This is a genomic window from Pseudoalteromonas sp. R3 (genome assembly GCF_004014715.1).
Taxonomy (GTDB): domain Bacteria; phylum Pseudomonadota; class Gammaproteobacteria; order Enterobacterales; family Alteromonadaceae; genus Pseudoalteromonas.
Window position 1 is genome coordinate 2,094,842 of record NZ_CP034835.1, and the last position, 23,910, is coordinate 2,118,751.

The following is a 23,910-nucleotide window of genomic DNA, read 5'->3' on the forward strand; positions in this document are numbered from 1 at the left end:
TTATGAAAAAACTATCTAGTTTAACCCTGGCTTTGATAACGGCCGGACTCGTCGGTTGCGGCAGTGCCAATAATGCGGCTCAATCGCAACAAGCCGCGCCAGGTGCACCGGGTGACAAGCCATACTGGGCGTACTCTGGTAAAACCGGCATTGGTACTTCCTACGAAGCTTACAAGCAGGGCCAGTATTCTGAGCAAGCAAGTACACAAGCCGTATCAAAAGTGTGGTTTTCTATCGCTAAGGGCATGATCACTGAAACTATGTTTGGTCTTATTCACCAGGCGCAGATCAAAGACATGCAGTTTATTGTTACCGGCCCGGATTTTACGGTAACGGAGCAAGATGCGCTGGACGTCAGCATTGATTACCTCGATAAAGACGCACAAGGTCGTCCGCTGTCTTTGGCATACAAAGTGACAAGCAAAGACAAGCAAGGCCGCTTTACGCTTGAGAAACACATATTCACCGATCCCGACGGGCAAACGCTGTTCGTCCGGGCTAAGGTACATACAGAGCTTGATGGCGTGAAGCTGTTCGTTAACGTAAACCCGTATGTGAATAACAACGGCCTGAACGATTTTGCGAAAGTCACTGAGCAGGGCCTGGTTGCCTGGGAAGGAGACAATTACCTGACACTGCAAAGCAGCACAGGCTTTAAGCAAGCAAGCGTGGGCTTTACCGGTCAGAGCGATGGTTTGGCACAGCTTAAAGCAAGCCAGTCAATGGCACAGCGTTACACCAGCACAGGCGCACAAAGCGGCAACGTTAATTGGCTGGCGGAGCTGGGTGACGTGGACCAGCAGGCGACATTCGACCTGGCACTGAGTTTTGGCCACTCGCAAAGCGCGAGTTTCGAGGAAGGCGCACAGTCACTGGCACGTGGTTATCAGCAGGTGCTGGCCCACTACAATGGTGAAGGAGAAGCCATTGGCTGGCGCGACTACCTGAACAGTCTTGAACCTATGAAAAAGCTCAGCGGTTACACGGCTGATCAGGGTAAACTACTTTACACCAGTGCTTTGGTGTTAAAGGCACAAGAAGATAAAACCCACGCAGGCGCCTTGATTGCCTCTTTGTCTAACCCATGGGGTGATACGGTGGCGGCTGAGCAAGGCCACACAGGTTATAAAGCGGTCTGGGTGCGAGACTTCTATCAGGTTGCGATGGCATTTTTGGCCATGGGCGATCCGCAAACCGCACTGACCGCATTTGAATATCTGGAAAAAGTACAGGTCACAGACAAAACGCCTGGCAACCACGGTGACACCGGCTGGTTCTTACAAAAAACCCATGTTGACGGTGAGCTGGAGTGGGTAGGTGTGCAGCTGGATCAGACCGCTATGCCGATTATGCTGGCGTGGAAACTCTGGCAGGCCGGCGTACTGAGCGATGAGAAGCTTGCTTACTGGTACAAGCGTATGCTCCAGCCAGCGGCCGAATTCTTAGTCGACGGCGGATTGGCAAAAATCCTCTGGAACGATACTCAGATCACACCACCGGCAACACAACAGGAGCGCTGGGAAGAGCAAGACGGTTATTCACCATCGACAACCGCTGCCATTATCGCGGGCCTGGTCGCTGCCAGTGACATTGCGAAACTGGCCGGAGATAAAGCCGGCAGTGAGCGTTATATGGCAACAGCCAAACGCTACGACAGTGAAGTGGAATCGACTATGTTCACCACAGAGGGTAACCTGCCTTCTAAGCAAAGCGATGGTAAATATTTCTTCCGCATTGGCAAAGACGCCAACCCGAATACCGATACTAAGCTGAGTGACAACAACGGCCGTGCGGGTATGGATAAAAAGCAGATCATTGATGGTGGCTTCCTGGAGCTTGTGCGCTATGGCGTAAGAGCGGCAGATGCCAGCAGCATTACCAATACCTTGCCAGAGTATGAAGATGAAAATCTGCCGGAGAACTTGCGAGTTAAATACAGCTTTAACTTTGCCGGGGATCCGAACAGTTATCCGGGCTACCGCCGCTATGGCAACGATGGCTACGGAGAAGATGAAGTGCGCGGGACCAACTACGCTGAGCAGGGTCAGAACACGGCCGGTCAGCGTGGCCGTGTCTGGCCTTTCTTCACCGGTGAGCGCGGTCATTACGAAATTGCAGCGGCCAGCCAGGCTAATGCATTGGATGACAGTGCGGTAAAACGTATCAAATACACTTACATCAAAGGCATGGAGCACTTTGCAAACGAAGGCCTGATGCTGCCTGAGCAGGTGTGGGATGGCGTGGGTGTGAATCCGTTCGGTTATACACTGGGCGAGGGCACCAACTCTGCTACACCACTGGCCTGGACGCATGCCGAGTATGTGAAGCTGGTTCGATCACTTGCCGATAAGCAAGTTTGGGATCATTACCCGATTGTTGAGCAGGCGCTTAAATAGTCGGTTTTTCTGTACAATAAAACGCGGTACACCCTGAATGTACCGCGTTTTTTCCTTTGTGTAATACCTTTGCATTACCTTATCGCTGTGATATGAACTCATTTTGGGTTTGTCTGCGTCTCAAAGTTAACCGTTTGCAATATCGGGAAGATTTTTAACCGTTTTTCTCTATACTTTATGGCAACTAATAGGGAGCTCAAGTCTGAGCAGTAATATAAACCTGTAAAGATTGGATTAGCCAATGTAATGAGTGTGCTTTGGGCACCCTCAGTTCTCTATTAGTTAAGTTGCTGACGCCGTGCTGTAGTAAACAGCCAATAGAATGGCCTTTGGTAAGAAAGTATTTAATGCAATTTACGCTTTGTTTGCCGCAATCTTCAGATTGCAGCAAGTTAAATAGGAAAAATAAGGAGAAGTAAGAATGATCGACAGTTATTTATCTGTTTTAAAAAACTATACGGAATTCAAGGGTCGAGCAAGACGTAAAGAGTATTGGCTGTTTATGCTATGTAATCTCATCGTCATGATTGTGCTGGGTTTGGTTGATATGATGCTGGGAATGTACTCTGAGGAAGCGGGTGTCGGTCTCGTAAGTGGCTTGTATGCGCTTGCCGTAATTATTCCAAGTATTGCAGTTGGTGTACGCCGTTTGCACGACATTGGCCGCAGTGGTTGGTGGATGCTGTTAACATTTGTGCCTTTAGTCGGCCCTCTGGTACTGCTTGTGTTTAATGTGATGGACAGTAAGCCGGGTGAAAACGAATACGGTCCTAACCCAAAAGAAGCACCACAAGCTGAGCTTGCTTAGCTTTGCGCAGTTTCCTGGGTGGCTCAACGCTCACCCAGGATCTCAAAATCATCACTTTGCAGACGGGCTTTGCCGTCTTGCTCAACCACCCAATGTTCAGCATGGATCTTGCCAAAGGCTTTATTCATCGTCCAGTTTGCACTGAGTAAGTAGCCTGTTTCTGGATGCTTTTCCCAGACTACATCGGTATAAGCAACATCACAGAAACCCTGATCTATAATGTCCTGCCAGAATGCCTCAATGTTTTTCCTCCCGTCAAATGAGCCAATGGGCCGTGCATGCATAATACTGGCTGTAGCATATTGTGCGGCGCAACCACGTGCATCCTGGCTATTAAATGCGTTCTGCCACGCGACAATGCCCGATTTACATAGGTCCAGCTCTTGTTGTTGTGTCATGTAATGACTCCACTTGTTGTGTTTTCAGTAAGGTAAGCTTAATGGTATTAATTGGTGTGAAAAACAGAGATAATAAAAAACACTGTTCGGTTAATGTTTACAATTGTAATGCACCAATTCGGAAAAATGTCACTATTTGCCCATGTCGTTGATGCAGGTTCTATATCCGCTGCGGCGGACAGGTTGGGCGTGTCAAAATCTGTAGTCAGTCAGCATTTAAAAACACTGGAGCAAGAACTAGGTGTAATATTGATCAAACGGACAACACGTCGTCAGTTTCTGACTGAGCCAGGAAAGCGCTTTTATGAAGCCTGCAAAGCGCTCAATCAGATAGCTGAAACAGCCTGGGAGGATGTGCAGGCTCAGCAGCTTGAACCTGAGGGGAGCGTGCATATTACAGCGCCGAATGCACTCATAGAAAGCCTGCTCACCCCAATTATTAGCAAACTGATGCAACAGTATCCAGGTGTGCTAGTCAAGCTAACATGTGATGATCAGCATCTTGATATGATGGCGCATAATATTGATATTGCAGTGCGTATTGGTACGTCTAAAGACAGCACGCTCAAACAAAAAAGGCTGGGTAGCTTTCGCGATGTACTATGCGGACATGCACGTTTTTCACAAGAGAAACTGACACAGGTCCCATACATTGCAAATGCCTGGGAAGGTACACTGATAACGCATCAGTTTAGGACGAAAAATGGTGAGAAAAGGGCGCTAACTCCTAAGGTTAGTTGCATCACAAATGCATTTCATAGTACCGTTTCACTCATTCGGGCTGGAGCAGGAATAGGCTTAGTACCGGATTTTTACTTAAAGAATTATTTGACGGACGTGACCAGGCTAATGCCACAAGCCTGTTTGCCCGAAAACCCGGTGTACTTACTCACCCCTTTTTCCAGGCATACCCCTATGGCTGTTCAGGTATGCATTGATGCCCTGAGTGTGGGTATTCAGGGTAGGTTGTCTGAGCATTACAGGTAAAATTGAACCAGGAGGCATGGTGAAACTTACTAAGCTGTTTATAGTGCTTGGGATCTTGTGCGCAGTGGCGGTTTTTACGCTTGATCGTGTGCAAATGAACTGCTTTCACTGTGTTAAGGTATATCAATTTAATGTATTGGTAATTCCTCTCGTACTCATTTCTTTCATTATGCTTGTGGCAGGGTTGATAAGGCTGCTCAGTGGTCAAAGGGTCAAACCGTCCACAGTTCAAAAGAATGCAGCTTGCGACGCAGACCAGCCGGATGCATAACCCTACTAATTAGATTATATAGCGAACCATGACAGAAAAAAAATGGACACTTAAAAGTATTGCTGCGCATCTTGGCGTGTCGAATGCCACGGTATCCAATGCCTTTAATCGCCCCGATCAACTGTCTGCTAAAAAGCGTGAGGAGATCCTGGCGGCTTGCAAGGCATTAGGTTATTTTGGTCCAAATAAAGCGGCCCGCTCTTTGAGAAAGGGCACGTTTAACATCGTTGCTCTGGTTTTACCCGACAGTGTGGAATACATGGTGTCCGATCCGGTGGCCAGTAGTTTTATGCGAGGTGTGGCTAAGGTTCTGGAGCCTCAGGGAATAAATCTACTGCTATTTTCGGGAAACACTGACAGTGTTAACAATGTCCTGGATTTTGTCGATGGCTTTATCTGCTATGGCCGACCACGTAATCCAAAGTTGATAGAGCAGCTGGCAACTGTGACCAAACAAGTCGTTACTGTCGATTTTGAGCTTGAGGGGCAGGCCAGTGTGAATATCAATAATCACCAGGCAGCCTATGAAGTAGCTAAAGCAGCCCTGACCCGGTTTGAGGCCCCATCAAAGCAAGCTGGTGTCGCCATCCTCGGACTGAGATTGCTGGATACCGAGTTGATATGTCGGGTGTATGAGCGCCATTTGCCTGAGTTAAGCACCTCTATTGCACACCAAAGGCTGACAGGTTACCGGCAAGCTCTGCATGACCATCAGGTTGGACTGCCTGACGACAGGATTTGGAATATTCCGGAAAGTAGCGAGCGCTATGCGCGAATTGCTGCTAAAGAGGCGCTTGCCGTTCAGCCTCGGCCCAATGTATTACTGTGTATGAGTGATTTAATTGCGCTGGCCGCAGCGCGTGAGGCGCTCTCTCAGGGGATCCGAGTCCCGCAAGAACTTAAAATAGTTGGCTTTGACGGAATTGACGAGGCCCAGTTGTTTCAACCGGCCATTACGACAATACATCAGAATAGTGAGAATAAAGGTGAACAGGCAGCAACTTTATTTATTGGCAAAGAGAAACAGCAAATACGTTTGCCTTTTGAGCTCAGAGCAGGGCAGTCAATCTGACCGCCCTGGTATCAGTTGTCACTGTCGTTACAGAGCCTGAAGTAAACCTGCCAGGCTGATATGCTTAGCTTGGCCAGGCTCTTGGAGCGTTATATTCGCTTCTCTTGTCGTCAGGTTGACCTCTAGTTTTGCACGGGCTTGCTGATTGCTCCACTGCAACGAGAATGCGTCTTGTGTTCCTGACAAAACAAACTCTCCATCGAATGCACTGCTTTGGTTTCGTAATTCAATCAGTTTGCTCAGGCCGTTGACTACGGGTTTGGATAACGCATCTTTAACTTGTTGCTCATTGAGGTAAGTGCGATTGATATCCCGTCCTACGTTCGTACTTTCGAGCAGCGCCATATCATTGTGCAGAGCCAGCAGACCGCCATAATAAACTTGCGGGACGCCGGGGGAAAAGAACTGAATAGCGCGTGCTATCAAATAATCGAGATCATTGCGACCCAGTGCATCATAGTAGGTGCAATTGACCTGATACAAGTCAACGTTGCTGGCAGCGGCACCGGTCGCTTGTTGGCTTTCACCCTGGCTATTTATGTGAATGGTTTCTACCAGCGTGTCGATTTGCTGTGCATTAAGCAGACCGGGTTTATCACCGTCCGGACCTGCATCGACAATGCCGATACCGTCATGGGTATCGAGCACCGTCAGGCAATTACGCGGCGATTGCTGTAACCAACAAAGCAGGGCATCGGCATTATTGCTAAATAGAGTGTGTAAGATTAACGGTGGCAAAGCAAAGTCGTATACGCGGTCAACTTTCGATGCTACGTCAATTTGAGTCTGATAATGGCTGTGGATCTCGGCGATGGTTTCCATACCGAGCGCATTGGCCTGACGCGACAACTGATTAATAAAGTCGAATGATTCAGGGGTCATAAAGCAGCTTGTTCCGGCGCGCTTTATGGCATAGCCAGCCGCATCCAGGCGAATAATCTTGACATTGTTTTTGGCAAACAAGGTGAGAATTTTGTCCAGATACGCTTTGCCCTGGGGCGTTTCAACATTGATATCAACCTGGTTATCAGTAAATGTGGTCCAGAAGTTGACCGTTTCACCACTTTGCAGCTTTTTAGGCGTAAAACAGCTGGTTGGCCTGGGTCTGAATATCGCTTGTGCTTGTTCGTCACTGATCCCACCAGGAAAAATATCCTGCTCTTTTAAAAACAAAGACCAGTAGGGCGACTGTTCGCCGTGTTTGAGTACATCCTGAAACTCTGGCGACTGAGCCGAAGCGTGATTGACGATTAAATCGGCCATTATCTCAAAGCGCTCGCCAAGTGTTTTCACACTTTCCCAGTTGCCCAGTCGTTTATCAACCTCACTGTGATCTATCGGATCGAATCCGGCATCACTACCGTCAATCGGGTAGTAAAACGGCAGGATATGGACACCGCCAAACAATCCCGCTAACGGACCGTCCAACAGCTGAGTGAGTTCCGTCAGGCCTGCACCGCTTAAGCGATCGGCGTAGGTTATCAGTTGCACTTGGTTTTTCATGGTTCAGTTCAATTCTCATTGTTGAAACTTAATCGATTAAGTTATATCTTTAATCAGCACGACAAGATATTCAAGCACTATTTACAGGAAAACTGGCACAAGGGTGCGATTGAGTTTTAAACTTAACCGGGCTTTGCCGCAATACCTAAGAGGTAATAACTATGACAAGCAGCAACTTAGGCGCATTGCGCTGGCTGACATATATGATGTTTTTTATGTTTGCCATGACATCGGACGCCGTGGGCGTGATCATCCCCGAGCTGATCCGGGATTATCAGTTAACCATGACGCAGGCAAGCGCGTTCCATTACGCGCCAATGATTTGGATTGCTGCCAGTGGTCTGTTGCTAGGCTTTTTGGCCGATAAAATAGGTCACAAGCCGACCATCATTTTTGGTTTTGTGCTCTTTGCCGGTGCCTGCTTTGGCTTTGCAATGGGTAAAACGTTTATCACCTTTGTGTGCTTACTGAGTGTGATTGGCCTGGCGATCGGCCTGTTTAAAACCGCAGCACTGGCTTTATTAGGCGATTTAACGCCAACCAGTCAGGCACATACCCGGACCATGAACATGGTCGAAGGCTTCTTTGCTGTCGGCGCTATCGTGGGTCCGGCCGCGGTGAGCTACATGCTGGCGTCGGGTGTCAGCTGGGTTTACCTCTATATTCTGGCAGGGGGCTTATGCAGCGTTTTGTGTTTAATCACGTTCGCTGTGAAGTTTCCCGAGCGGCCCACAAAGCAGGTTAACCAAGGCAGTGGATTCAGGCAGACTCTGCGAATGCTCAAAGACAAACATGCACTGGGTTTTTCGGCCGCTATTGCGCTGTATGTCGCAACAGAAGTGGCCATTTATGTCTGGATGCCGACTTTGCTCAAAACCTACGAGGGGAGCTGGAGCCTGCTGGCAACCTATGCTCTGACCATCTTTTTTATTTTGCGGGCGGTGGGGCGCTTTATGGCTGTCTGGCTGCTTAACCTGTTCAGCTGGCAGAGTGTGATGTTTGCGCTTAGCACGGCCATTTTTCTCTGCTACCTGGTGACTTTTGTGTTTGGCGTGGATGCTGCCGTCATTGCGCTGCCATTCAGTGGGCTCTTTATGTCGATGATATACCCCACACTTAATTCAAAGGGGATCTCATGCTTCGATAAGCATCAGCATGGCTCGGTCGCTGGCGTGATTTTGTTCTTTACCGCGCTGTCTGCAGCCCTGGCACCTTTGCTGATGGGTATGGTCAGTGATTATTTTGGCCATATTCGCTCCGGTTTTGCACTGGCGATGGGGTTTGCGGCTTTGTTGATGCTGGCGATGGCGTACAACTACTGGAAAAACCCCGCCCAGCTGAGGCTGGCAAACGCACACTAGCTCAAATACTTTTAAAATTAAATCATAGAGTTATTTAACTAGAAACCCGTCGTGAGTAATTTTTTGATTGCAAAGCGACAAATATTTGCTAATTTACTTAATCGATTAAGTATCTAAATCCACATAATGTGGTGCCAGCAATATATAATTGACAACAACGAGGCACATTATGACAACATACACCCCCAGTTGGTTTGCACTTAGTGCACTGACGATGGCACTCAGCACCACCGCATTAGCTGAAGAGAAGAAGACACAAGCAGATGCACAGGCTCAAAATGAGCTGGAAAAATCATTGTGACTGGCGTACCACAACGACGTACTGTTATGGCGTCGAGTGTGTCAGTAAGCAGCATCTCTGCCCAGCAGGTAAGCGTTGCAACGCCCAGGACTACGGCTGAGGCGTTTCGCTTATTGCCGGGCGTCAGATCTGAATCAACCGGGGGCGAGGGAAATGCAAATATTGCGGTACGTGGACTACCAGTCGCTGCTGGAGGTGCGAAATTCCTGCAATTGCAAGAAGATGGCTTGCCAGTACTACAATTTGGCGATATCGCGTTTGGTAATGCAGATATCTTTATGCGCCTCGACAGCACGGTACAGTCTATCGAATCCATCCGTGGAGGGTCAGCATCCACGGCAGCCAGCAACTCACCGGGTGGTATCATCAACTTCATTTCTAAAACGGGGGAAAGCGAATCGGGTAGTGTAGCAACCACTTTTGGTCTGGATTATGACGAATTCAGAACCGATTTTGAATTTGGCACTTACTTGTCGGACAGCGTAAGATTTCATGTTGGTGGCTTTGTGCGTCAGGGAGAGGGCCCCAGAGATACCGGATATACAGGGAATAAAGGCGGTCAACTTAAAGCCAACCTGACTAAAGAATTTGACTCCGGTTATATCCGTGTCTATCTGAAACATCTGGATGACAGAAGCACGGCTTATCTGCCTATGCCAATGTATGCCAATGGAGATTCAATCGCCGGGTTTGATGCTCTGTCAGATACACCGCATTCAGCTTTGTTTATACAAACACAAGGGTTGGGGGCCGATAATGATATTCGTCGCGGCGATGTGCGTGATGGCATGCACCCACAGGTTGACAGTGTCGGAGTAGAAGCCAGCTTTGATCTCGACAATGACTGGAAAATTGAGAATCGTTTTCGTGTTGCTCAGGTTAAGGGAACCTTTAATTCGCCTTTTCCCGCAGAGGTAGGGAGTGCACAATCAATTGCTCAGAGTATCGCTGGTGAAGGGGCTACTCTAAAGTATGCCAATGGTGCAAATGCAGGTAATGTGTTTAAAGATGACAACCTGATGCGGATTCATACGTTTGATGTTGAGATGCAAGATTTTGGCTCGTTGGTGAATGATATCAAACTCACGAAGCAATTGGGTGATACAGCTGTGACCTTTGGTTATTTTGCGTCAGAGCAAAGTATTGAAATGTCATGGCTTTGGAACTCCTACCTAATGGAAATAAAAGGAGAAAACGCTGCGCTGGTTGATGTGTATTCAGCAGCTGGTACAGCCTTTTCTGAGCAGGGTTTATATGCCTACGGCACGCCAGCCTGGGGTAACTGCTGTCAACGAAATTATGATACTGAATACTCAACACGGGCCCTTATCTGGCAGTGTCTTCCGTGCTTGGCGATCTAACGCTAGATGCCAGCTGGCGTTATGACTCAGGTAACGCCACTGGGACTTACGCGGGAGCGGTTGTGTCGCAGCGAGACATCAATTTTGATGGGGTGATTTCTAAACCTGAACAAGAGGTTGCAGGTATTGACCTGGCTAACCCTTCGCTGGTCGATTACGACTGGCATTATACCAGCTATTCAATCGGTGCGAATTATCAATTGAGCCGGACTCGAGCTATTTTTGGGCGTGTCAGTGAAGGTGCCCGGGCCAACGCAGATAGGCTTTTGTTCGGTAAAGTTAACGCTGATGGAAGCGTGGCAAAAGAGGATGCGATAGATGAAGTAACTCAGCTGGAGTTTGGCCTCAAGCAACGATTAGAAAATGGCAGCGTATTTGCTACCGCTTTTTATGCCCAGACAGAAGAGCAAAATTTTGAAGCCACTAGCCAGCGCTTTTTTGACCGTGAATATGAGGCGCATGGTATTGAGCTCGAAGGGGTGTACTTTATTGGCTCGTTTGATTTCAGAGGCAGCTTAACCTGGACGAATGCAGAAATAGCTAAAGATGCCTTGGCACCTGAAGTCGTGGGCAATACACCACGGCGTCAGGCGGACTTTATTTACTCCTTGATGGCGCGTTACAATCTTACTCAGGGTGCGGTAGGGCTGAGTATGATTGGCTCCAGCGATGCCTATGCTCAGGACAATAATGACCTCAAGTTTGACGGGTACACACAGGTTAATGCGTTTGCCAGCTATGATCTGACTGAAGACTTGTCACTATCGCTCAACGTGAACAACTTGTTTAATGCAGTTGGAATAACAGAAGCGGAGGAGGGCAGCATTCCTGAGTCTGGCATCATCAGAGCTCGCGCTATTAATGGGCGTACAACTTCCTTTACCGTTAACTATCAATTCTAGCGCTTTACAAAGAGAATTAACTACCAAGTTGATTTGCGAATGTGGATCACTTGGTAGTGGTCTTTATGGCAATGTCATTTCGATATTGCCTTTTAGTTATCCGGTAGATGTAAAACCGCTCAACACTATTGATATCTGATATCTACATTAATGAAATGATGATTTTAGTTTAATATTGCGTTGACGAGTAGTTGAGCTTGTGGGCATTATGTAGACAGTATAACAAAAGGAAAGTGCATAAAAATGAATAAGTATACTGGATTACTTTGTCTTTCGTTATTGCCCACTCTACTGCTTGGGGCATGTGGGGGCGGTGGTGCGTCGAATAGCGACAATCAAAACAACTCTGCACAGGATCAGGCACGGGAAAGTGCAGCTGATTTAGTCAAAAACTACATCAAACCAGCCTCTCTGGTAGTCAATTCCGATGTGGAGCATTACCAAATTGCTATGGTGGGTAATAGCCACTCCAGTGGCCTTGCCCCAACTCTCAAGCACACAATTGAAACTATGGCGCCTGATAAAACCGTCAATGTTGAAGTGTTAGGGTTTGGCTTCACTGACAATTTGATTAGCGACTATGAAGTAGTTAAACGTTTTACGCAACCCGATAAACCCTGGACACATTTGATAATTCAGGGTCAGAAATATTCTCAGTCAATGTCTAAGGCCTACTCCACAGAAGCAACCAAGCAGTGGGTCGCAATAGCCAAAACTCATGGCGCTACACCTATTTTGTTTCCTGAACACCCTCAGAGGGGCAATAGTGTAGAAGGTGGCTATGTTCATGGTATTCATAAGTCTATCGCTGACGCAGAACCAAGTTGTCTGGCACCTATTGCAAATGCTTGGTACGGTACGATTGCCAGTAGACCTGAGTTGGAATTACACGCTGAAGACGGAAATCATGCAGATGCGCTAGGCATATTGCTAAGCTCACTGGTATTTACACAGATCATCACTGGACAATCAGTAGATCAAGGAGTTACTAGTATCTTGACTGAGGTCTCACCAGAATTGCAAGGAGAGCTTGCTCAACATGCCGCGCAGGCAATTATTGAGCAGCCGGCATGCCCTGACAATACTTAAGCTGCTCCAAGTCGCTTCGTATCATATTTTATACCCGTAATACCATAAAGCCATTATCGTATTACGGGTTTATCGATAGTGCATTTCATGCAGACCATACTTTTTAGCTATCACCGCAAGACGGCCATCTAGTTGTAACCTGAGCACACCCAAGTCAAGCGCCAGTGAAAGTTGTTCACTATTTGTCAGTTTAGGGGAGAAGGCAATATAAGCTGGTTCCAGCGGACTGACAGAACCTACGGATTTGATCTGTTCATTGAGCCCCATTCGCTTTGCATGGAACCAGACCACGGGACCGGCGTCCACATAGACATCAATACGTTTGCTGGTTAGTAGCTGGAGGCTTCGCTTTACAGCATTGTCTCCAGATATCTGCGTAATATAATTGTTGGGTGATGTACGATGTGATTTTATGTAGGCATTTAGCAAGTGACCGTAGTCATAACCTTGCACGACCCCGAGGCGAACTTTATTTAGGGAGTGCTGGTTGTTGTATACCCAAGTATTGTCTGTGAGTGTGAATAACGTATTTGGACTCATGCTGAGGATAGGGACTTTTGGAAAGTAAAAATCCGGTGCATCATCTTTGAAAGCGCCCACAATGGCATGTACTTTTCCTTCGCGTGCCTGATGAATGGCTCTTAGCCATGGCATTTCAACATATTGGACCTCATACCCGGAAATTGCCAGTGCTTCGGTGGCTACATCGATCATAAATCCTTTGTCTTTATCATTTTCCCCGCAGTTCACAGGACACCAGTTGTCGCCAGCAATCAGGACCAGCTTGTCATTGTTTGATAACACGACCAGAGGGAACAAGAAAACACAAAAAAGTATGATACGTAGCATATTGCGGTAAATGAGAGGTGATACAGGGAGTCTAGTCAATAAATGTCGGTACGGCAACCAATTGAAGAACAACTCAATTATCAGTGTGTCTATGCTCGTTCAATTATTTGACTTATATAGAAAAAGTGACTCTAAACGTCTTTCAATGATGTCTAATTATAACAACATATCTTAAGTAAAAGAGATATGGATATTGACTACGAGTGCCAAAGGATTTCTTCTAAGTTATTGATACTAGTTGTTATATTTGTTCTTGCTGTAAAATCATTAAGAAGTCACCCAAAAGTCAGGTATAGGTATTTTGTATTGGTTATGTTGCCACGAATTAAAAACAGGAGAGGTGACATGATCAAACATAAGATAGTGATGAGTTTAGCTGCGACAGTACTTATTGGCTGTTTCAGCCAATTAACAATGGCAAAATGTGCACAGCCTATAGAGGCCACTGAGGCTGAGTTAGAAGGCGGATATCGGGACGTTGCAGAGCTCAAAAATGCCTTTATTGATACCGCACCAAAGCGACGAAATGATGGTTTGGCTGTAGGTGCGGTTGGTATTGATGGGGGCAACAAAGCGCTATTAATTAAATTGGCACAAGAAATAGAAAACAACATGCATGGGCAGTTCGACAGTTTACTCATCGCCCATAAGGGTAAGTTGGTGTTTGAGTCTTATTACTCTCGTGGTCGTATCAACCTGCCTCATTATCAGGCGTCAGCAACTAAGGTATACACGAGTCTGGCGCTTGGCAGAGCCATACAGTTGGGCTATTTGACCATGGCTGATTTGGACAAACCCCTGATTAGTTTTTTGCAAGGGCTAGATACCAGCAAGCTGACAAAAGGCAGTGATAAAATCACGCTCAATATGGCGTTGACTATGCGCTCTGGTATTCGGCTTAGTGATGAACAAAAGGAGGGGTTTGAGCAAATGTCTAAACAGCTTAAAGGTCAGCGACATGCTCAGGCTTTGCTGGAGCGTAGCGCGCCTATCAGTGCACAATCGCAGATATTCAAATATCAGGACGACCCTATGCTGGTCATGCATGTGATTGATGCCGTGGTGCCCGGAACCGCAGAAGCGTTTATCAAACAGGAGCTACTTGATAGGTTGGGAATCGAACAGTATCGTTGGCAAACAGCTGATAACGGCCTTCCTGAAGCTGGCTGGCGGGTCAACATGACATCCCGTGATATGCTCAAGTGGGGTACGTTAGCCAGTAACAAAGGTAAGTGGCAGGGTGAACAGTTGATCCCGCAAGGTTACATCACCAAAGCAATCAGCCCACAACTCCATACAGGGGATGAGGACATATTCGGTGGTGGCAAAGATGTATCTAAACAGGGCTATGGTTATTACTGGTGGAACGCTGAGCTGCAGTCGGGTGATAAACGCTTTTACAGTGTCTCAGCCCAGGGAGGTGGTGGTCAGTACATCATTTTGATTGAGGAACTTGACTTAGTCGTTGTGGTTACTGCCAATCGAAGGGAAAACAGCACACTGCAATTAATGGCAGAACGGGTGTTGCCTGCCTTTATGTAGCAGTAACTGGAGAATACCTGTCAAAGGGCTATTCTCCTTTTCAAAACAAACAGTTGGTATTCTTCTGGTATTGGCATAGGATCGTCATACATTCATCTCACAAAGAAATTGAAATGCGTAAAACGGTTGTTGTAGCCATTAGCGGCGCTTCAGGAAGTGGAAAAACGTCTCTGGTAAAAGTGCTTTCTGCGCGTTTCGGATGTCCCGGCATATTATTTGATGACTATGTCGATGCTCGGAGCTATCCCCGGAATTTGCAACAATGGCACGCCGAGGGGGCGGATGTATGCAAAATTAAAACGCCGACCATGACAAAGGCACTTGAATTAGGTATTGCAGGCAGGCCCGAATATGTGTTTGTTGAAGAGCCGTTTGGCAAAGCGCGTGACTGCATCGCGCCATGGATAGATTATGTGGTGTTACTGGATCTGCCTTTGGCGCTGTGCTTATCACGTGTGATCAGCAGGCATTTTGTCCAAAGGCAGAGTCATTCATCCCGTGCCCTTGGTAATTATCTGATAAAATATCAGGATCATTTAAAAGAAATTTATGCAGACACGGTCAGTATGGCCCGGCGCAACTGCGATTTGAGCATTACAGAAGATCTGCCGGTTGAGGCCTGCGCAGACAAAGTGACGGAATGGCTACAATCGTTGTGAGTATAAGGTAAAAGACAGTGAAGGTATTGGTAACGGGTTCGGCAGGTAGAGTTGGACGGGCAATTTATATTAAGCTGATGCGTGAATACGAGGTGGTTGGTTTAGATAAAACACCTTGTTCAACGGCTGATTTTGTTGGGGACATTCGTGATATCGATTTGTTGAACGAGGCCGTTGAGGGCATTGACGTGGTTGTCCATACCGCAGCGCTGCATGCCCCTCATGTAGGGCTGGTTGATGAAGGTATGTTTCAGTCTGTCAACGTAGAGGCCACACGACAACTTGCTCTGGCAGGCGTTCGGGCTGGGTTAAAGCACTTTGTTTTTACCAGCACGACTGCCTTGTACGGTCATGCTTCTACACCTTCAGGGCGCGCAGGTTGGATCACTGAGCAAACCTTACCTCAGCCAAAGTCGGTTTATCACCGAAGTAAAATATTGGCAGAGCAAGCATTACAAACTATTTCGACAGAACATAGTTTGCCGGTAACGGTGTTACAAATGTCGCGCTGTTTTCCTGAGCCAGCAGATCTGATGGCAATCTACAGGCTGACACGTGGCATTGACGCAAGAGATGTGGCGACGGCACATCTGTGTGCTATTCAAAAAAGGCTGACAGGCTACAATCGTTTTATCATATCCGGTACCACACCTTTTAGCCGCACAGACTGTGAGCGTTTATATCAAAATGCACCTGCAGTCATTACTGAAAAATGTCCTGAATTGGTATCAGTATTTAAGCAACGTTGCTGGTCATTGCCGAAATCTCTTGACCGGGTATATGACGCCTCGGCCGCACGACAGCAACTGGACTGGCTACCCAAACACGATTTTAAACGAGTTCTCGACATGCTGGATACTGAAACGGCTGAGGTATTACCCACTAAGAGGAGTCGCTCGCAGTCATAAAGCTGTGTGCAAAAGCTTTTAAAAAGCGCTTGATTTTTGTTCGCTCTGGCCGATACCAAACTACATGGATGGGAGCGGAGGAGCTATGAAAATTGAAAATGCACAAGTTAACATGAGTAATAAGCATGAGGGTCAGGCCCATGTTTATGAAAAGCGGACTGAAATTTCGGATCCACCAACGTCTGAGAACGTTAACCCAATCCAGTCTGGTAATGGGGGCCAGACCTTACAGGGGGAGGTGGCGGAAGTAGACAGTACATCGACAGAGCTGGATATGCAGACCAGCGCCAGAATGTACATCCTGAAATTATTGGTGGAAAAACTTTCAGGCAGTGACGTTCAGTGGTATGACGCTGTTGTGGGAAAAGATATTTCACATGCTGAAATGTCCGAGATTATGTCGGCGGGTGAGCAAGCAAATGTCAGCCCAACGGCCCCTACACAGGTGATCGTCGAGCGGTTAGCACACGAGAGTCAGTCAAACGTCTTCAAAGCTGATGGGCAAATTCGGCTTGAAAGCGGGGAGCAGATCAGTTTTGCGTTTAAATCTGTCTTTGAGCAGTCACATACCAGTTATGAACGCACCATTGAAAACGTGAATATGAAAGATCCTCTGATCATTAGTTTCACCAATCGTGCCGTAGAATTGGATAGTGAACGTATGGATTTTGATATAGATGCTGACGGCGACGCAGATACCTTTGCGCAACTGAAGAAAGGATACGGTTATCTGGCATTGGATCTCAACCAAAACAATCAAATCGACGATGGTAAGGAGCTGTTTGGTGCGCTCAGTGGCAATGGGTTTGCCGACCTGGCCAATTATGACGACGACGGAAACGGCTTTATTGATGAAAATGACAGTATCTTTGACAGCCTAAAGGTTTGGGTTAAAAACAAAGAACAGGATGAATTAGTGTCACTCAACGATGCCAACATAGGTGCCATTGCTCTGCAAAACGCAGATACGCCAATGAACATCAGATCAGATGGCCAGCTACAGGGAGCGATTCGAAAGTCGGGGTTTTATCTCGATGAGAATGGAAAACCAGGCCTTGTCCAGCAGGTAGATTATGTGGTTTAAACCCAAAGACATTTAACATAAGTACTTACCCTCAATGCAATTGTTTGGTGTAGAATACCGCGCGATTGTATGAGGGTCGACATAACTGACTGGTGTCACACCATCAGCCCAGCATTTCTCTTACAATCATAATATTCAGTTGGTGTGTATTGTCTATGTCACCGTTGTTTTTGTATTAATTTAGGTTGTATCATGAAATTTAAGATGTTCGCCGTGTTGTTTATGCTTGTTGCTGTCGCAGCATGCCAGACAACACTTCACCCCGATAATCGCACATCCATCAGCAATATCATCATTGAAGAGCCATCAGATAAACAGGCGCAAGACAGTGAAGTCAGAGTATCTAATGTAGCAGTAGGAAAATATGATAGAAAAGGAGGCAAATTTGCTCTTAGCCTGAGATCGTCAAGTTATATTGTAGGTGATTACCAGATCACACCATTTTGGGTTATTGAGCCTGCTGATCTGGATACTTTCAAAGAACTGCTTTCGAATTACTTAAAACCAGAAGAAGAGAAGGAGTTTACACTGACGGTCGATCTTGGTTCTGCGGGAAATGTACTTGTTTTGCAGGGTGAAGAGCGGTTGTATCTCAATAATTTTTTGAAGGGTTCTTTTGTATTTACAAGAGAAACCGTTGCTGAGCTTTATCAGTTCATAAATAAGCCCTATGTGTTACCAGAAAAAGGTAAGTAACAGCGCTTTTTAAAGCAATTTTTTAATCAATGATGGTGTCAGCCCGGACGACTCAGAACCGGGTCTGACGAGCCTCTTTTTTGCTCTATCCAGCGGCACCTGAGTAGTAGCCGCATGCCGACATACAATGCAATACCAATCTCACTTAGTGCCTGGTCAATTTGAAGGAGCAAATATACCCTAACGGTGTTAAAAATTTTTCATTTAGAACCTTTACCTAAGCTATTAGTTCGCAAATTTTTGCCTCGCCTATATGGACATAGGTGCCTCAGCGATAGCTGGACGCGTGAGCGGTGTTACCGACGATATTTTCTCGCCTCAAAATGGAGCACTTAATTAAGCAAATTGGTATAAAAAAGATAGTGAGATAGTGAGATAGTGATGCGACTTATCAGGCTTGTCGAGCCGTGATTGCCGCACAAAGTATACGGGAAAACAGTGCTATGGACATGGCAAAAGCCATTCAGCGAGCCTACTATCTACTCGCACAAAACCCTTCTTTGGATGATACACTGATAGCGTGCGCAGGCTCCATAGGGCTCGATAAGCCAAAATTTCAGGAAGTACTGGGCTGTGCTCAGACCCAAACACAACTCAGGCAACATCTGGAGTTAACACGTCGATTGAGGGTTTCTGGCTTTCCAGCGTTGTTTTATGTCAACGAGCAGGGCAACGCTTATGCTCTGACATTGGGGTTTTGCTGCGCAACTGAGCTGGAGCAGCGCTTTGAACAACTGAATAAGTTGTAATCTATCCTTACAAAATGAAACAGCCAATAAACAACACATAAGCTGCTATTTGCTACATTGATCCGCAAGTCTCTGCATATCTGACAACTGTTATAGATAAGGATTAATACATTGAAAATTAGCAGTTCTATCCTTCTTACAATCGGTCTGTTTACCTCGTTAGCCAACGCCATCGTTATTCGGCACGATGTACCTGAGCGACACTATGACGCTTCGCTATCTGACTTCCCGCCATTGGCAACACTTTATAATATTGGTGTCCATGGCACTTTAATCGCGCCCGACTGGGTACTGACAGCAGCCCATACCGTGTTTTGTATGAACCCAGGGCAATCAATAAAAGTGGGCAATGAGCTGGTCAAAGTATCACAGCGTTTCAGTTACCCCGAATATCGATTAGGCGAGCAACACGACATTGCTTTGCTCAGGCTGTCTCAGCCAGTAACGAGTGTGAAACCGGCTGAGGTTTACAATATGCAGGACGAACAAGGTCAAGTGGTGTGGTTTATTGGAGCTGGTGGTTTCGGTACCGGTGAGCAGGGAGAAACAGTCAATTATAAGGACAATAAAGGGAAGTTAAGAAAAGCGCAAAATAAAATAGTCAAAGTAACAGACGCCGATATTGTCTTTAAATTTGAAGAAGGGAGCAAAGGAGAGGCGTTGGAGGGAGTCTCTGGTAATGGTGATAGCGGGGGACCTGCCTATATCAAACAAGACGGGCGCTTAGTATTACTCGGTGTGAGTTCACGAACAGATTCCTGGTTTTACGATGTCGGTGAATATGGCGTTACTGAACTTTATACCCGAGTTTCGTCTTATCAGAGCTGGATTGAGCAAGTGATTGGCGCGCAAAGCGATGCTGCCAGACGTCAATTAGCCAGCGTGGATCCCTTTTTGCACGAAAACATGGAAGAGAAAAGGATGGATGCATTGTGCCGCTCACTGTCTTTTGAAAAGTGAGTTAGCCAAAAAAGTAAGCCATTTTTTAATTGTCTCAGTTTTCTATAGGGAACTCAGTATTAAATGACCTTCGCTGACCCTAGTCGCATTGAGCAGGGTTCAGAGAAGGTCAATCCAGTTTTATCAGCTGAGAGCTTGCTGGAGTTGCTGCATATAACGATCGCCATCAATTACACTGCCAAATGAGATAACACGCTTCGATTGTGTATCTACAAAAACAGGCTGTTCTTTTTTACCGCTATCCACAATGATGTTTAGTGACATTGACAGCTCTTTAGGCGGGCTTTGTGAATGTAAGTCCTGAGACTTATCCATATAGAGCACACACCCTTCCTCTAATACAAAGTCGCCATTGAAGTGAATATCAATCTCTTCGCCTTCTTCATAGGCGCTGCCTTTATGTTGATACTCATACATGTGTGTTGTATAGCCACTGCCACTTAGTCCCAGCGTCAATAACTCGAAATTGTGGTCATGACATAAACCGTATGCGAACAGGTTTTCATCATCTTTAGTGTAATCACTGTCTGCTCTTGGCTCCCACACAACGGCACGTAGCATCAAGGTATCATCTTTATATAGTACAAATGAGTTCTTACCGTATGAATTGGCTTCGGGGTGCTGAAGTGATTGCATAATATGATCCAATACATCGGGAATATTCGCTCTCAGCCCCATTAACTGATCTACCAGGCCTGGCGTGTCACACAGTCTCTGACCTTCTTTTACATTGTTTTTAATAAACGCCATCAATCCTTTAATAGAATTAGGGGTAACGGTTTTTGGTGAGTAAAATTCCATATGACTAACACGCCTCTTCAAATTCTGTTAACTGAGCCAGGGTAGCTTTGGCTTGCGTTCTGATGATTTGGCAGGGGTCTTCTAAGAACTCAATTAAAGTACTTTTTGCCAGCTGATGATCCACCCTGAACAGTTCCACCAGTGCTTGCCAACGAATGGCATTTATTCTGTGTTTGGTGAGTGCACTCAGGTACGGGGCGCCTGTTGCACCAAATTGAGGTAAAAATCCGATAAGGACCTTATATCTTTCCAGATTTTGAGTACCAGAGTAACTGGCGATTTTATTGCCCGTTGCAATTTCATATTGCGGGCATACGTCTCGCGTGACTGATTTATTGTGTAGGGCAACGACGACTTTTTCTTGTTGTCCATGAAATACGTAAGCGTAATCTTTTGCCTGTATTTTCAGGTTTTTAGTCTTAGTAAGGTTATTTTCATCGGGTAATGCGATTACACCATTGAGCTCCGGATAGGCGCTCACAGCGTAATGATGATCTGAAATAACACAGTATAAAGACTCGGATGCAAACGTGTTTGCTACACCACTTTGAGTTGCAAAAGCATCCAAAGTAATAAGCATTAGCCAGGTATCATCTTCATATAGTGTAATACCCCTGCGGCCGATTTTACCCAAAGAAGTGCTATCTTTGCACGCAACCATGTGCTCAATTTGTGTTTTGAATTGCTGTTTTTCCACATAGTCAAAGAATGCGTTTTCGAGACCTTCAACTGAGCTGCTTGTCGATAAGATACTAATAAAGTTATCAGTCATCATATGCCGTCCTTTTATACTGCCATAATACGAAATTGTTTCGTGAAAAGAGGTGAAGTAGCGATACCACTGCTACTTCGACCTATCTATAGCGCTATCTACTTACTTGATACCGATAAACTCAGGTGGAAGTGAAGTGCCATAGCCGCCTGCGATTTCTTTCAGATTAAGTGCTTCAATCGTTTTTGGTGTAAATGTTTTTGGATTGTTCATTCTCATATCCTCAATTAAAATTTATTAGTGTGGATTGGCTCGTGGTAGCCGAAGAAACTTGGGCCAACGATGCCAGCTACATTTCGCTAATTAATGGATACCGATGAATTCAGGTGGTAATTCAATACCATATCCGCCAGAGATCTCTTTAAGGTTTAGCGCTTCGATTGTTTTTGGTGCAAATGTTTTTGAATTTTTCATTGTTATATCCTCAGTTAAAACTTAATGTTTTCGATTGGCTCGTGGTAGCCGATGAAAATTGGACGGTCAATCCCGATACCGCCACCGGTAACGTTTTTTAGTTGTAGTTCTTCGATTGTTTTAGGTGTAAATTGATTTGCTTTTTTCATTGTTTTTTTCCTAAATTAAAACTTAATATTTTCAACTGGCTCGTGGTAACCGATGAAAACAGGGCGGCCATCCCAGAACCTGTCACCGATACCGCCACCGGTAACGCCTTTTAGTTGTAGGTCTTCGATTGTTTTAGGTGTAAATTGCTTTGCTTTTTTCATTGTTTTTCCTTAATTAAAACTTAATAACATCAATTGGATCTTGGTAGCCAATAAATACTGGGCGGTCAATGCCAGCACCTGTTACGGCTTCTTTAAGTTGTAATTCATCAATTGTTACTGGGTTGAATGATTTTGATTTGCTCATTTTAATTGCTTCCTTTATTAAGGCTGGCCGATGAAAATTGGTGGCTCAAAAATGCCGCCGCCGTTAACGACAGACTTTACTTCTAATTCATCAATAACTTGTGGTGTAAAGGTTTTGCTCATGGTATTACTCCAGTTATTTACATAAAACGAGGCTTTATTTAACGCTTCGTTATATTTTCTTGTTATTTATAGTCTTCAGGGAATGTAGGTACTATATCAGGCGGAAGCTCACCACCAGAGACAGTGCGTACACAATCATTTGTAAGTGTTTTCATGTTGTTTATACCTTTTATGTCAAGTTCACGAACTAAGCTGACGTTACTTTTTTAAGCGTCTCACCTAGTCGACGCCACACAGAATGGATGAAAAGCCTGGCAAATGCAAAACACATGGAGGTTGCAAAATAACCATTTAAAACAATGGCTTATCTTTTTTTGTTATACGCAGGTAATAACTAGGTTGTTCAGTAATATTACTTGCGTAAATAATGCTTAAAAAATGTATTGTGAAAGGTTTCTGATGATAACCTTTTACAGTAATGATCATCTTATGATGAGTGAGAATTAACTGGTGAGTTTTAGCTGCTCTTCACGTCTATTTACTCTTGGTTGCATTTAAAAGTGTATTTCAAATTTGCCTGATGGATTTTAAATCGCTAGCGCTATGCATAATGTGTGGGGTGATTAAATTTCCGCCAGGAAAGTGGCTGTTTTCTGAAATTAAAAAGATGTCATCTAAGTAATATAGTCTGGTAATTTCACAGCCCGGCAATGAACTCTTTATTTTATGTGATCCAATGAGCTGGATGATGTATTTAAAACTAATATTTTAATCACTGTTCTTTAAATAATTAAGAAGCCTCCGTCTAAAGCCAAAATATGTGCAATAAGCTTTGATTTAACCTATGTTATTTATTTCTTGCCCGGTTTGGTTAAGATGATATTTTAGTTTTTAAGATATAAGTTTGTATCGGTTCATGAATTACTGTAATTGAGGGAAGTTAGATGAATTCACCCCTAAACGAAGAGAGCTCACAATATGATGACTACAGAAAATATGGTATGTATTTGCTGTTAGGGATACTTTTTTTCGGTTTTATCTTAGAGGTTTTTATTGGAAGTCCGAAAGACCGTGCTTTTAAAAACGAGTTGACGACTCTAAATGCCGAGCTAGCAGAGGGGGACCCGAAAATCCGGGTAGTCAATTATAGTAAATATGATAAGCGCCTCCATTTGCGCATTGACTATTCCGATGGCGCTGAGCTAGCAAATGGAGCACGCAGACCAAACAGGCAAGCTATCAAAGATATATACAAAGACAGTTTATTGGAGAAGGTGTGCCAGGCAGAGCTTTTCATTGAAATGTTGGAGCAGGGACAGGTTATTGAAATCAACTTTTTTGACAAAGATCCGTCTAATCGCCCGGATCAGATGTTCAATTTGAGAGTAAGCCATGAGCGGTGTCATGGCGCGCAAGATAAAGATCAATAAAGCGATAAGACCTGCACAGAATCTGGCATCACAACTTTTAAACTGAATTGTTTCACATAAAAGCACGCGATGCCAAAAA

At 45.4% G+C, this 23,910-nt stretch carries 21 protein-coding genes and 2 pseudogenes; 15 read left to right on the forward strand and 8 right to left on the reverse strand.

Annotated features, from left to right (window positions below; translation table 11 throughout):
* The first annotated feature begins 2 nt into the window (after positions 1 to 2).
* Together ELR70_RS13975 and ELR70_RS13980 are read left to right on the forward strand one after the other, a co-directional pair.
* On the forward strand, positions 3 to 2,396 hold the full coding sequence (locus tag ELR70_RS13975) for a glycoside hydrolase family 15 protein (protein ID WP_054015254.1): 2,394 nt from the start codon (positions 3 to 5) through the stop codon (positions 2,394 to 2,396).
* 424 nt (positions 2,397 to 2,820) lie between these two features.
* Positions 2,821 to 3,204 (forward strand): DUF805 domain-containing protein, encoded by a 384-nt coding sequence (locus tag ELR70_RS13980; RefSeq protein WP_200908207.1) that lies wholly within the window; start codon positions 2,821 to 2,823, stop codon positions 3,202 to 3,204.
* A gap of 23 nt (positions 3,205 to 3,227) precedes the next feature.
* On the opposite strand, the gene ELR70_RS13985 is transcribed toward ELR70_RS13980, so the two are convergent.
* A complete protein-coding gene (locus ELR70_RS13985; protein ID WP_054015252.1) occupies positions 3,228 to 3,602 on the reverse strand; it encodes an isochorismatase in 375 nt (124 codons plus the stop codon).
* Positions 3,603 to 3,728: 126 nt separating this feature from the next.
* Here ELR70_RS13985 and ELR70_RS13990 point away from each other — a divergent pair, with 126 nt between their 5' ends.
* A complete protein-coding gene (locus tag ELR70_RS13990) occupies positions 3,729 to 4,589 on the forward strand; it encodes a LysR family transcriptional regulator (protein ID WP_200908203.1) in 861 nt (286 codons plus the stop codon).
* Between the two features lie 299 nt (positions 4,590 to 4,888).
* The gene (locus ELR70_RS13995) at positions 4,889 to 5,932 is read left to right on the forward strand and encodes a LacI family DNA-binding transcriptional regulator (protein WP_054015250.1); all 1,044 of its coding nucleotides are present in this window, start codon (positions 4,889 to 4,891) and stop codon (positions 5,930 to 5,932) included.
* Between the two features lie 27 nt (positions 5,933 to 5,959).
* Here the strand turns inward: ELR70_RS13995 and gtfA are convergent, their stop codons facing one another.
* Positions 5,960 to 7,435, reverse strand: coding sequence for a sucrose phosphorylase (gene gtfA, locus ELR70_RS14000; protein WP_054015249.1), 1,476 nt, complete (start codon positions 7,433 to 7,435; stop codon positions 5,960 to 5,962).
* 161 nt (positions 7,436 to 7,596) lie between these two features.
* Between gtfA and ELR70_RS14005 the strand changes: the two genes are divergently transcribed.
* The 3 genes and pseudogenes from ELR70_RS14005 (at position 7,597) to ELR70_RS14015 (ending at position 12,449) form a co-directional block, all read left to right on the forward strand.
* Positions 7,597 to 8,796 carry an MFS transporter gene (locus ELR70_RS14005; protein ID WP_054015248.1) on the forward strand — a complete coding sequence of 400 codons (1,200 nt, stop codon included), beginning with the start codon at positions 7,597 to 7,599 and terminating at the stop codon, positions 8,794 to 8,796.
* A gap of 169 nt (positions 8,797 to 8,965) precedes the next feature.
* Positions 8,966 to 11,360 (forward strand): annotated as a pseudogene (locus ELR70_RS14010) (TonB-dependent receptor).
* Positions 11,361 to 11,603: 243 nt separating this feature from the next.
* Positions 11,604 to 12,449, forward strand: a complete 846-nt coding sequence (locus ELR70_RS14015; RefSeq protein WP_054015246.1) for a hypothetical protein — start codon at positions 11,604 to 11,606, stop codon at positions 12,447 to 12,449.
* 69 nt (positions 12,450 to 12,518) lie between these two features.
* Here the strand turns inward: ELR70_RS14015 and ELR70_RS14020 are convergent, their stop codons facing one another.
* Positions 12,519 to 13,298 (reverse strand): transporter substrate-binding domain-containing protein, encoded by a 780-nt coding sequence (locus ELR70_RS14020; protein WP_054015245.1) that lies wholly within the window; start codon positions 13,296 to 13,298, stop codon positions 12,519 to 12,521.
* Positions 13,299 to 13,643: 345 nt separating this feature from the next.
* On the opposite strand from ELR70_RS14020, the gene ELR70_RS14025 reads away from it, so the two are divergent.
* The 7 genes and pseudogenes from ELR70_RS14025 (at position 13,644) to ELR70_RS14055 (ending at position 19,896) form a co-directional block, all read left to right on the forward strand.
* Positions 13,644 to 14,840 carry a serine hydrolase gene (locus tag ELR70_RS14025; protein ID WP_054015244.1) on the forward strand — a complete coding sequence of 399 codons (1,197 nt, stop codon included), beginning with the start codon at positions 13,644 to 13,646 and terminating at the stop codon, positions 14,838 to 14,840.
* Between the two features lie 113 nt (positions 14,841 to 14,953).
* Positions 14,954 to 15,499, forward strand: coding sequence for a hypothetical protein (locus tag ELR70_RS14030; protein ID WP_054015243.1), 546 nt, complete (start codon positions 14,954 to 14,956; stop codon positions 15,497 to 15,499).
* Positions 15,500 to 15,516: 17 nt separating this feature from the next.
* On the forward strand, positions 15,517 to 16,407 hold the full coding sequence (locus ELR70_RS14035) for an NAD(P)-dependent oxidoreductase (protein ID WP_054015242.1): 891 nt from the start codon (positions 15,517 to 15,519) through the stop codon (positions 16,405 to 16,407).
* An 85-nt stretch (positions 16,408 to 16,492) separates the two neighbouring features.
* Positions 16,493 to 17,491 carry a hypothetical protein gene (locus ELR70_RS14040; RefSeq protein ID WP_054015241.1) on the forward strand — a complete coding sequence of 333 codons (999 nt, stop codon included), beginning with the start codon at positions 16,493 to 16,495 and terminating at the stop codon, positions 17,489 to 17,491.
* Positions 17,492 to 17,683: 192 nt separating this feature from the next.
* Positions 17,684 to 18,187 (forward strand): hypothetical protein, encoded by a 504-nt coding sequence (locus ELR70_RS14045; RefSeq protein WP_054015240.1) that lies wholly within the window; start codon positions 17,684 to 17,686, stop codon positions 18,185 to 18,187.
* Between the two features lie 395 nt (positions 18,188 to 18,582).
* A pseudogene (locus ELR70_RS14050) lies at positions 18,583 to 18,936 on the forward strand (DsbA family protein); the annotation flags it as partial.
* A 111-nt stretch (positions 18,937 to 19,047) separates the two neighbouring features.
* A complete protein-coding gene (locus ELR70_RS14055) occupies positions 19,048 to 19,896 on the forward strand; it encodes a trypsin-like serine protease (protein WP_235577082.1) in 849 nt (282 codons plus the stop codon).
* A 123-nt stretch (positions 19,897 to 20,019) separates the two neighbouring features.
* Here ELR70_RS14055 and ELR70_RS14060 read toward each other — a convergent pair whose 3' ends face one another.
* From ELR70_RS14060 to ELR70_RS25715, 5 genes are all read right to left on the reverse strand, one after another.
* Entirely contained in the window at positions 20,020 to 20,646 is a 627-nt protein-coding gene (locus ELR70_RS14060) for a hypothetical protein (RefSeq protein ID WP_128064607.1), read from the reverse strand.
* A gap of 55 nt (positions 20,647 to 20,701) precedes the next feature.
* Positions 20,702 to 21,472 carry a hypothetical protein gene (locus ELR70_RS14065; RefSeq protein WP_054015236.1) on the reverse strand — a complete coding sequence of 257 codons (771 nt, stop codon included), beginning with the start codon at positions 21,470 to 21,472 and terminating at the stop codon, positions 20,702 to 20,704.
* A gap of 425 nt (positions 21,473 to 21,897) precedes the next feature.
* Positions 21,898 to 22,032 carry a hypothetical protein gene (locus ELR70_RS25710; RefSeq protein WP_268795157.1) on the reverse strand — a complete coding sequence of 45 codons (135 nt, stop codon included), beginning with the start codon at positions 22,030 to 22,032 and terminating at the stop codon, positions 21,898 to 21,900.
* Between the two features lie 15 nt (positions 22,033 to 22,047).
* Positions 22,048 to 22,194 (reverse strand): hypothetical protein, encoded by a 147-nt coding sequence (locus ELR70_RS24885; RefSeq protein WP_160317370.1) that lies wholly within the window; start codon positions 22,192 to 22,194, stop codon positions 22,048 to 22,050.
* Positions 22,195 to 22,207: 13 nt separating this feature from the next.
* A complete protein-coding gene (locus ELR70_RS25715) occupies positions 22,208 to 22,339 on the reverse strand; it encodes a hypothetical protein (protein WP_268795156.1) in 132 nt (43 codons plus the stop codon).
* A 1,006-nt stretch (positions 22,340 to 23,345) separates the two neighbouring features.
* Between ELR70_RS25715 and ELR70_RS14070 the strand changes: the two genes are divergently transcribed.
* On the forward strand, positions 23,346 to 23,831 hold the full coding sequence (locus ELR70_RS14070) for a hypothetical protein (protein WP_054015235.1): 486 nt from the start codon (positions 23,346 to 23,348) through the stop codon (positions 23,829 to 23,831).
* The last annotated feature ends 79 nt before the right edge of the window (positions 23,832 to 23,910 follow it).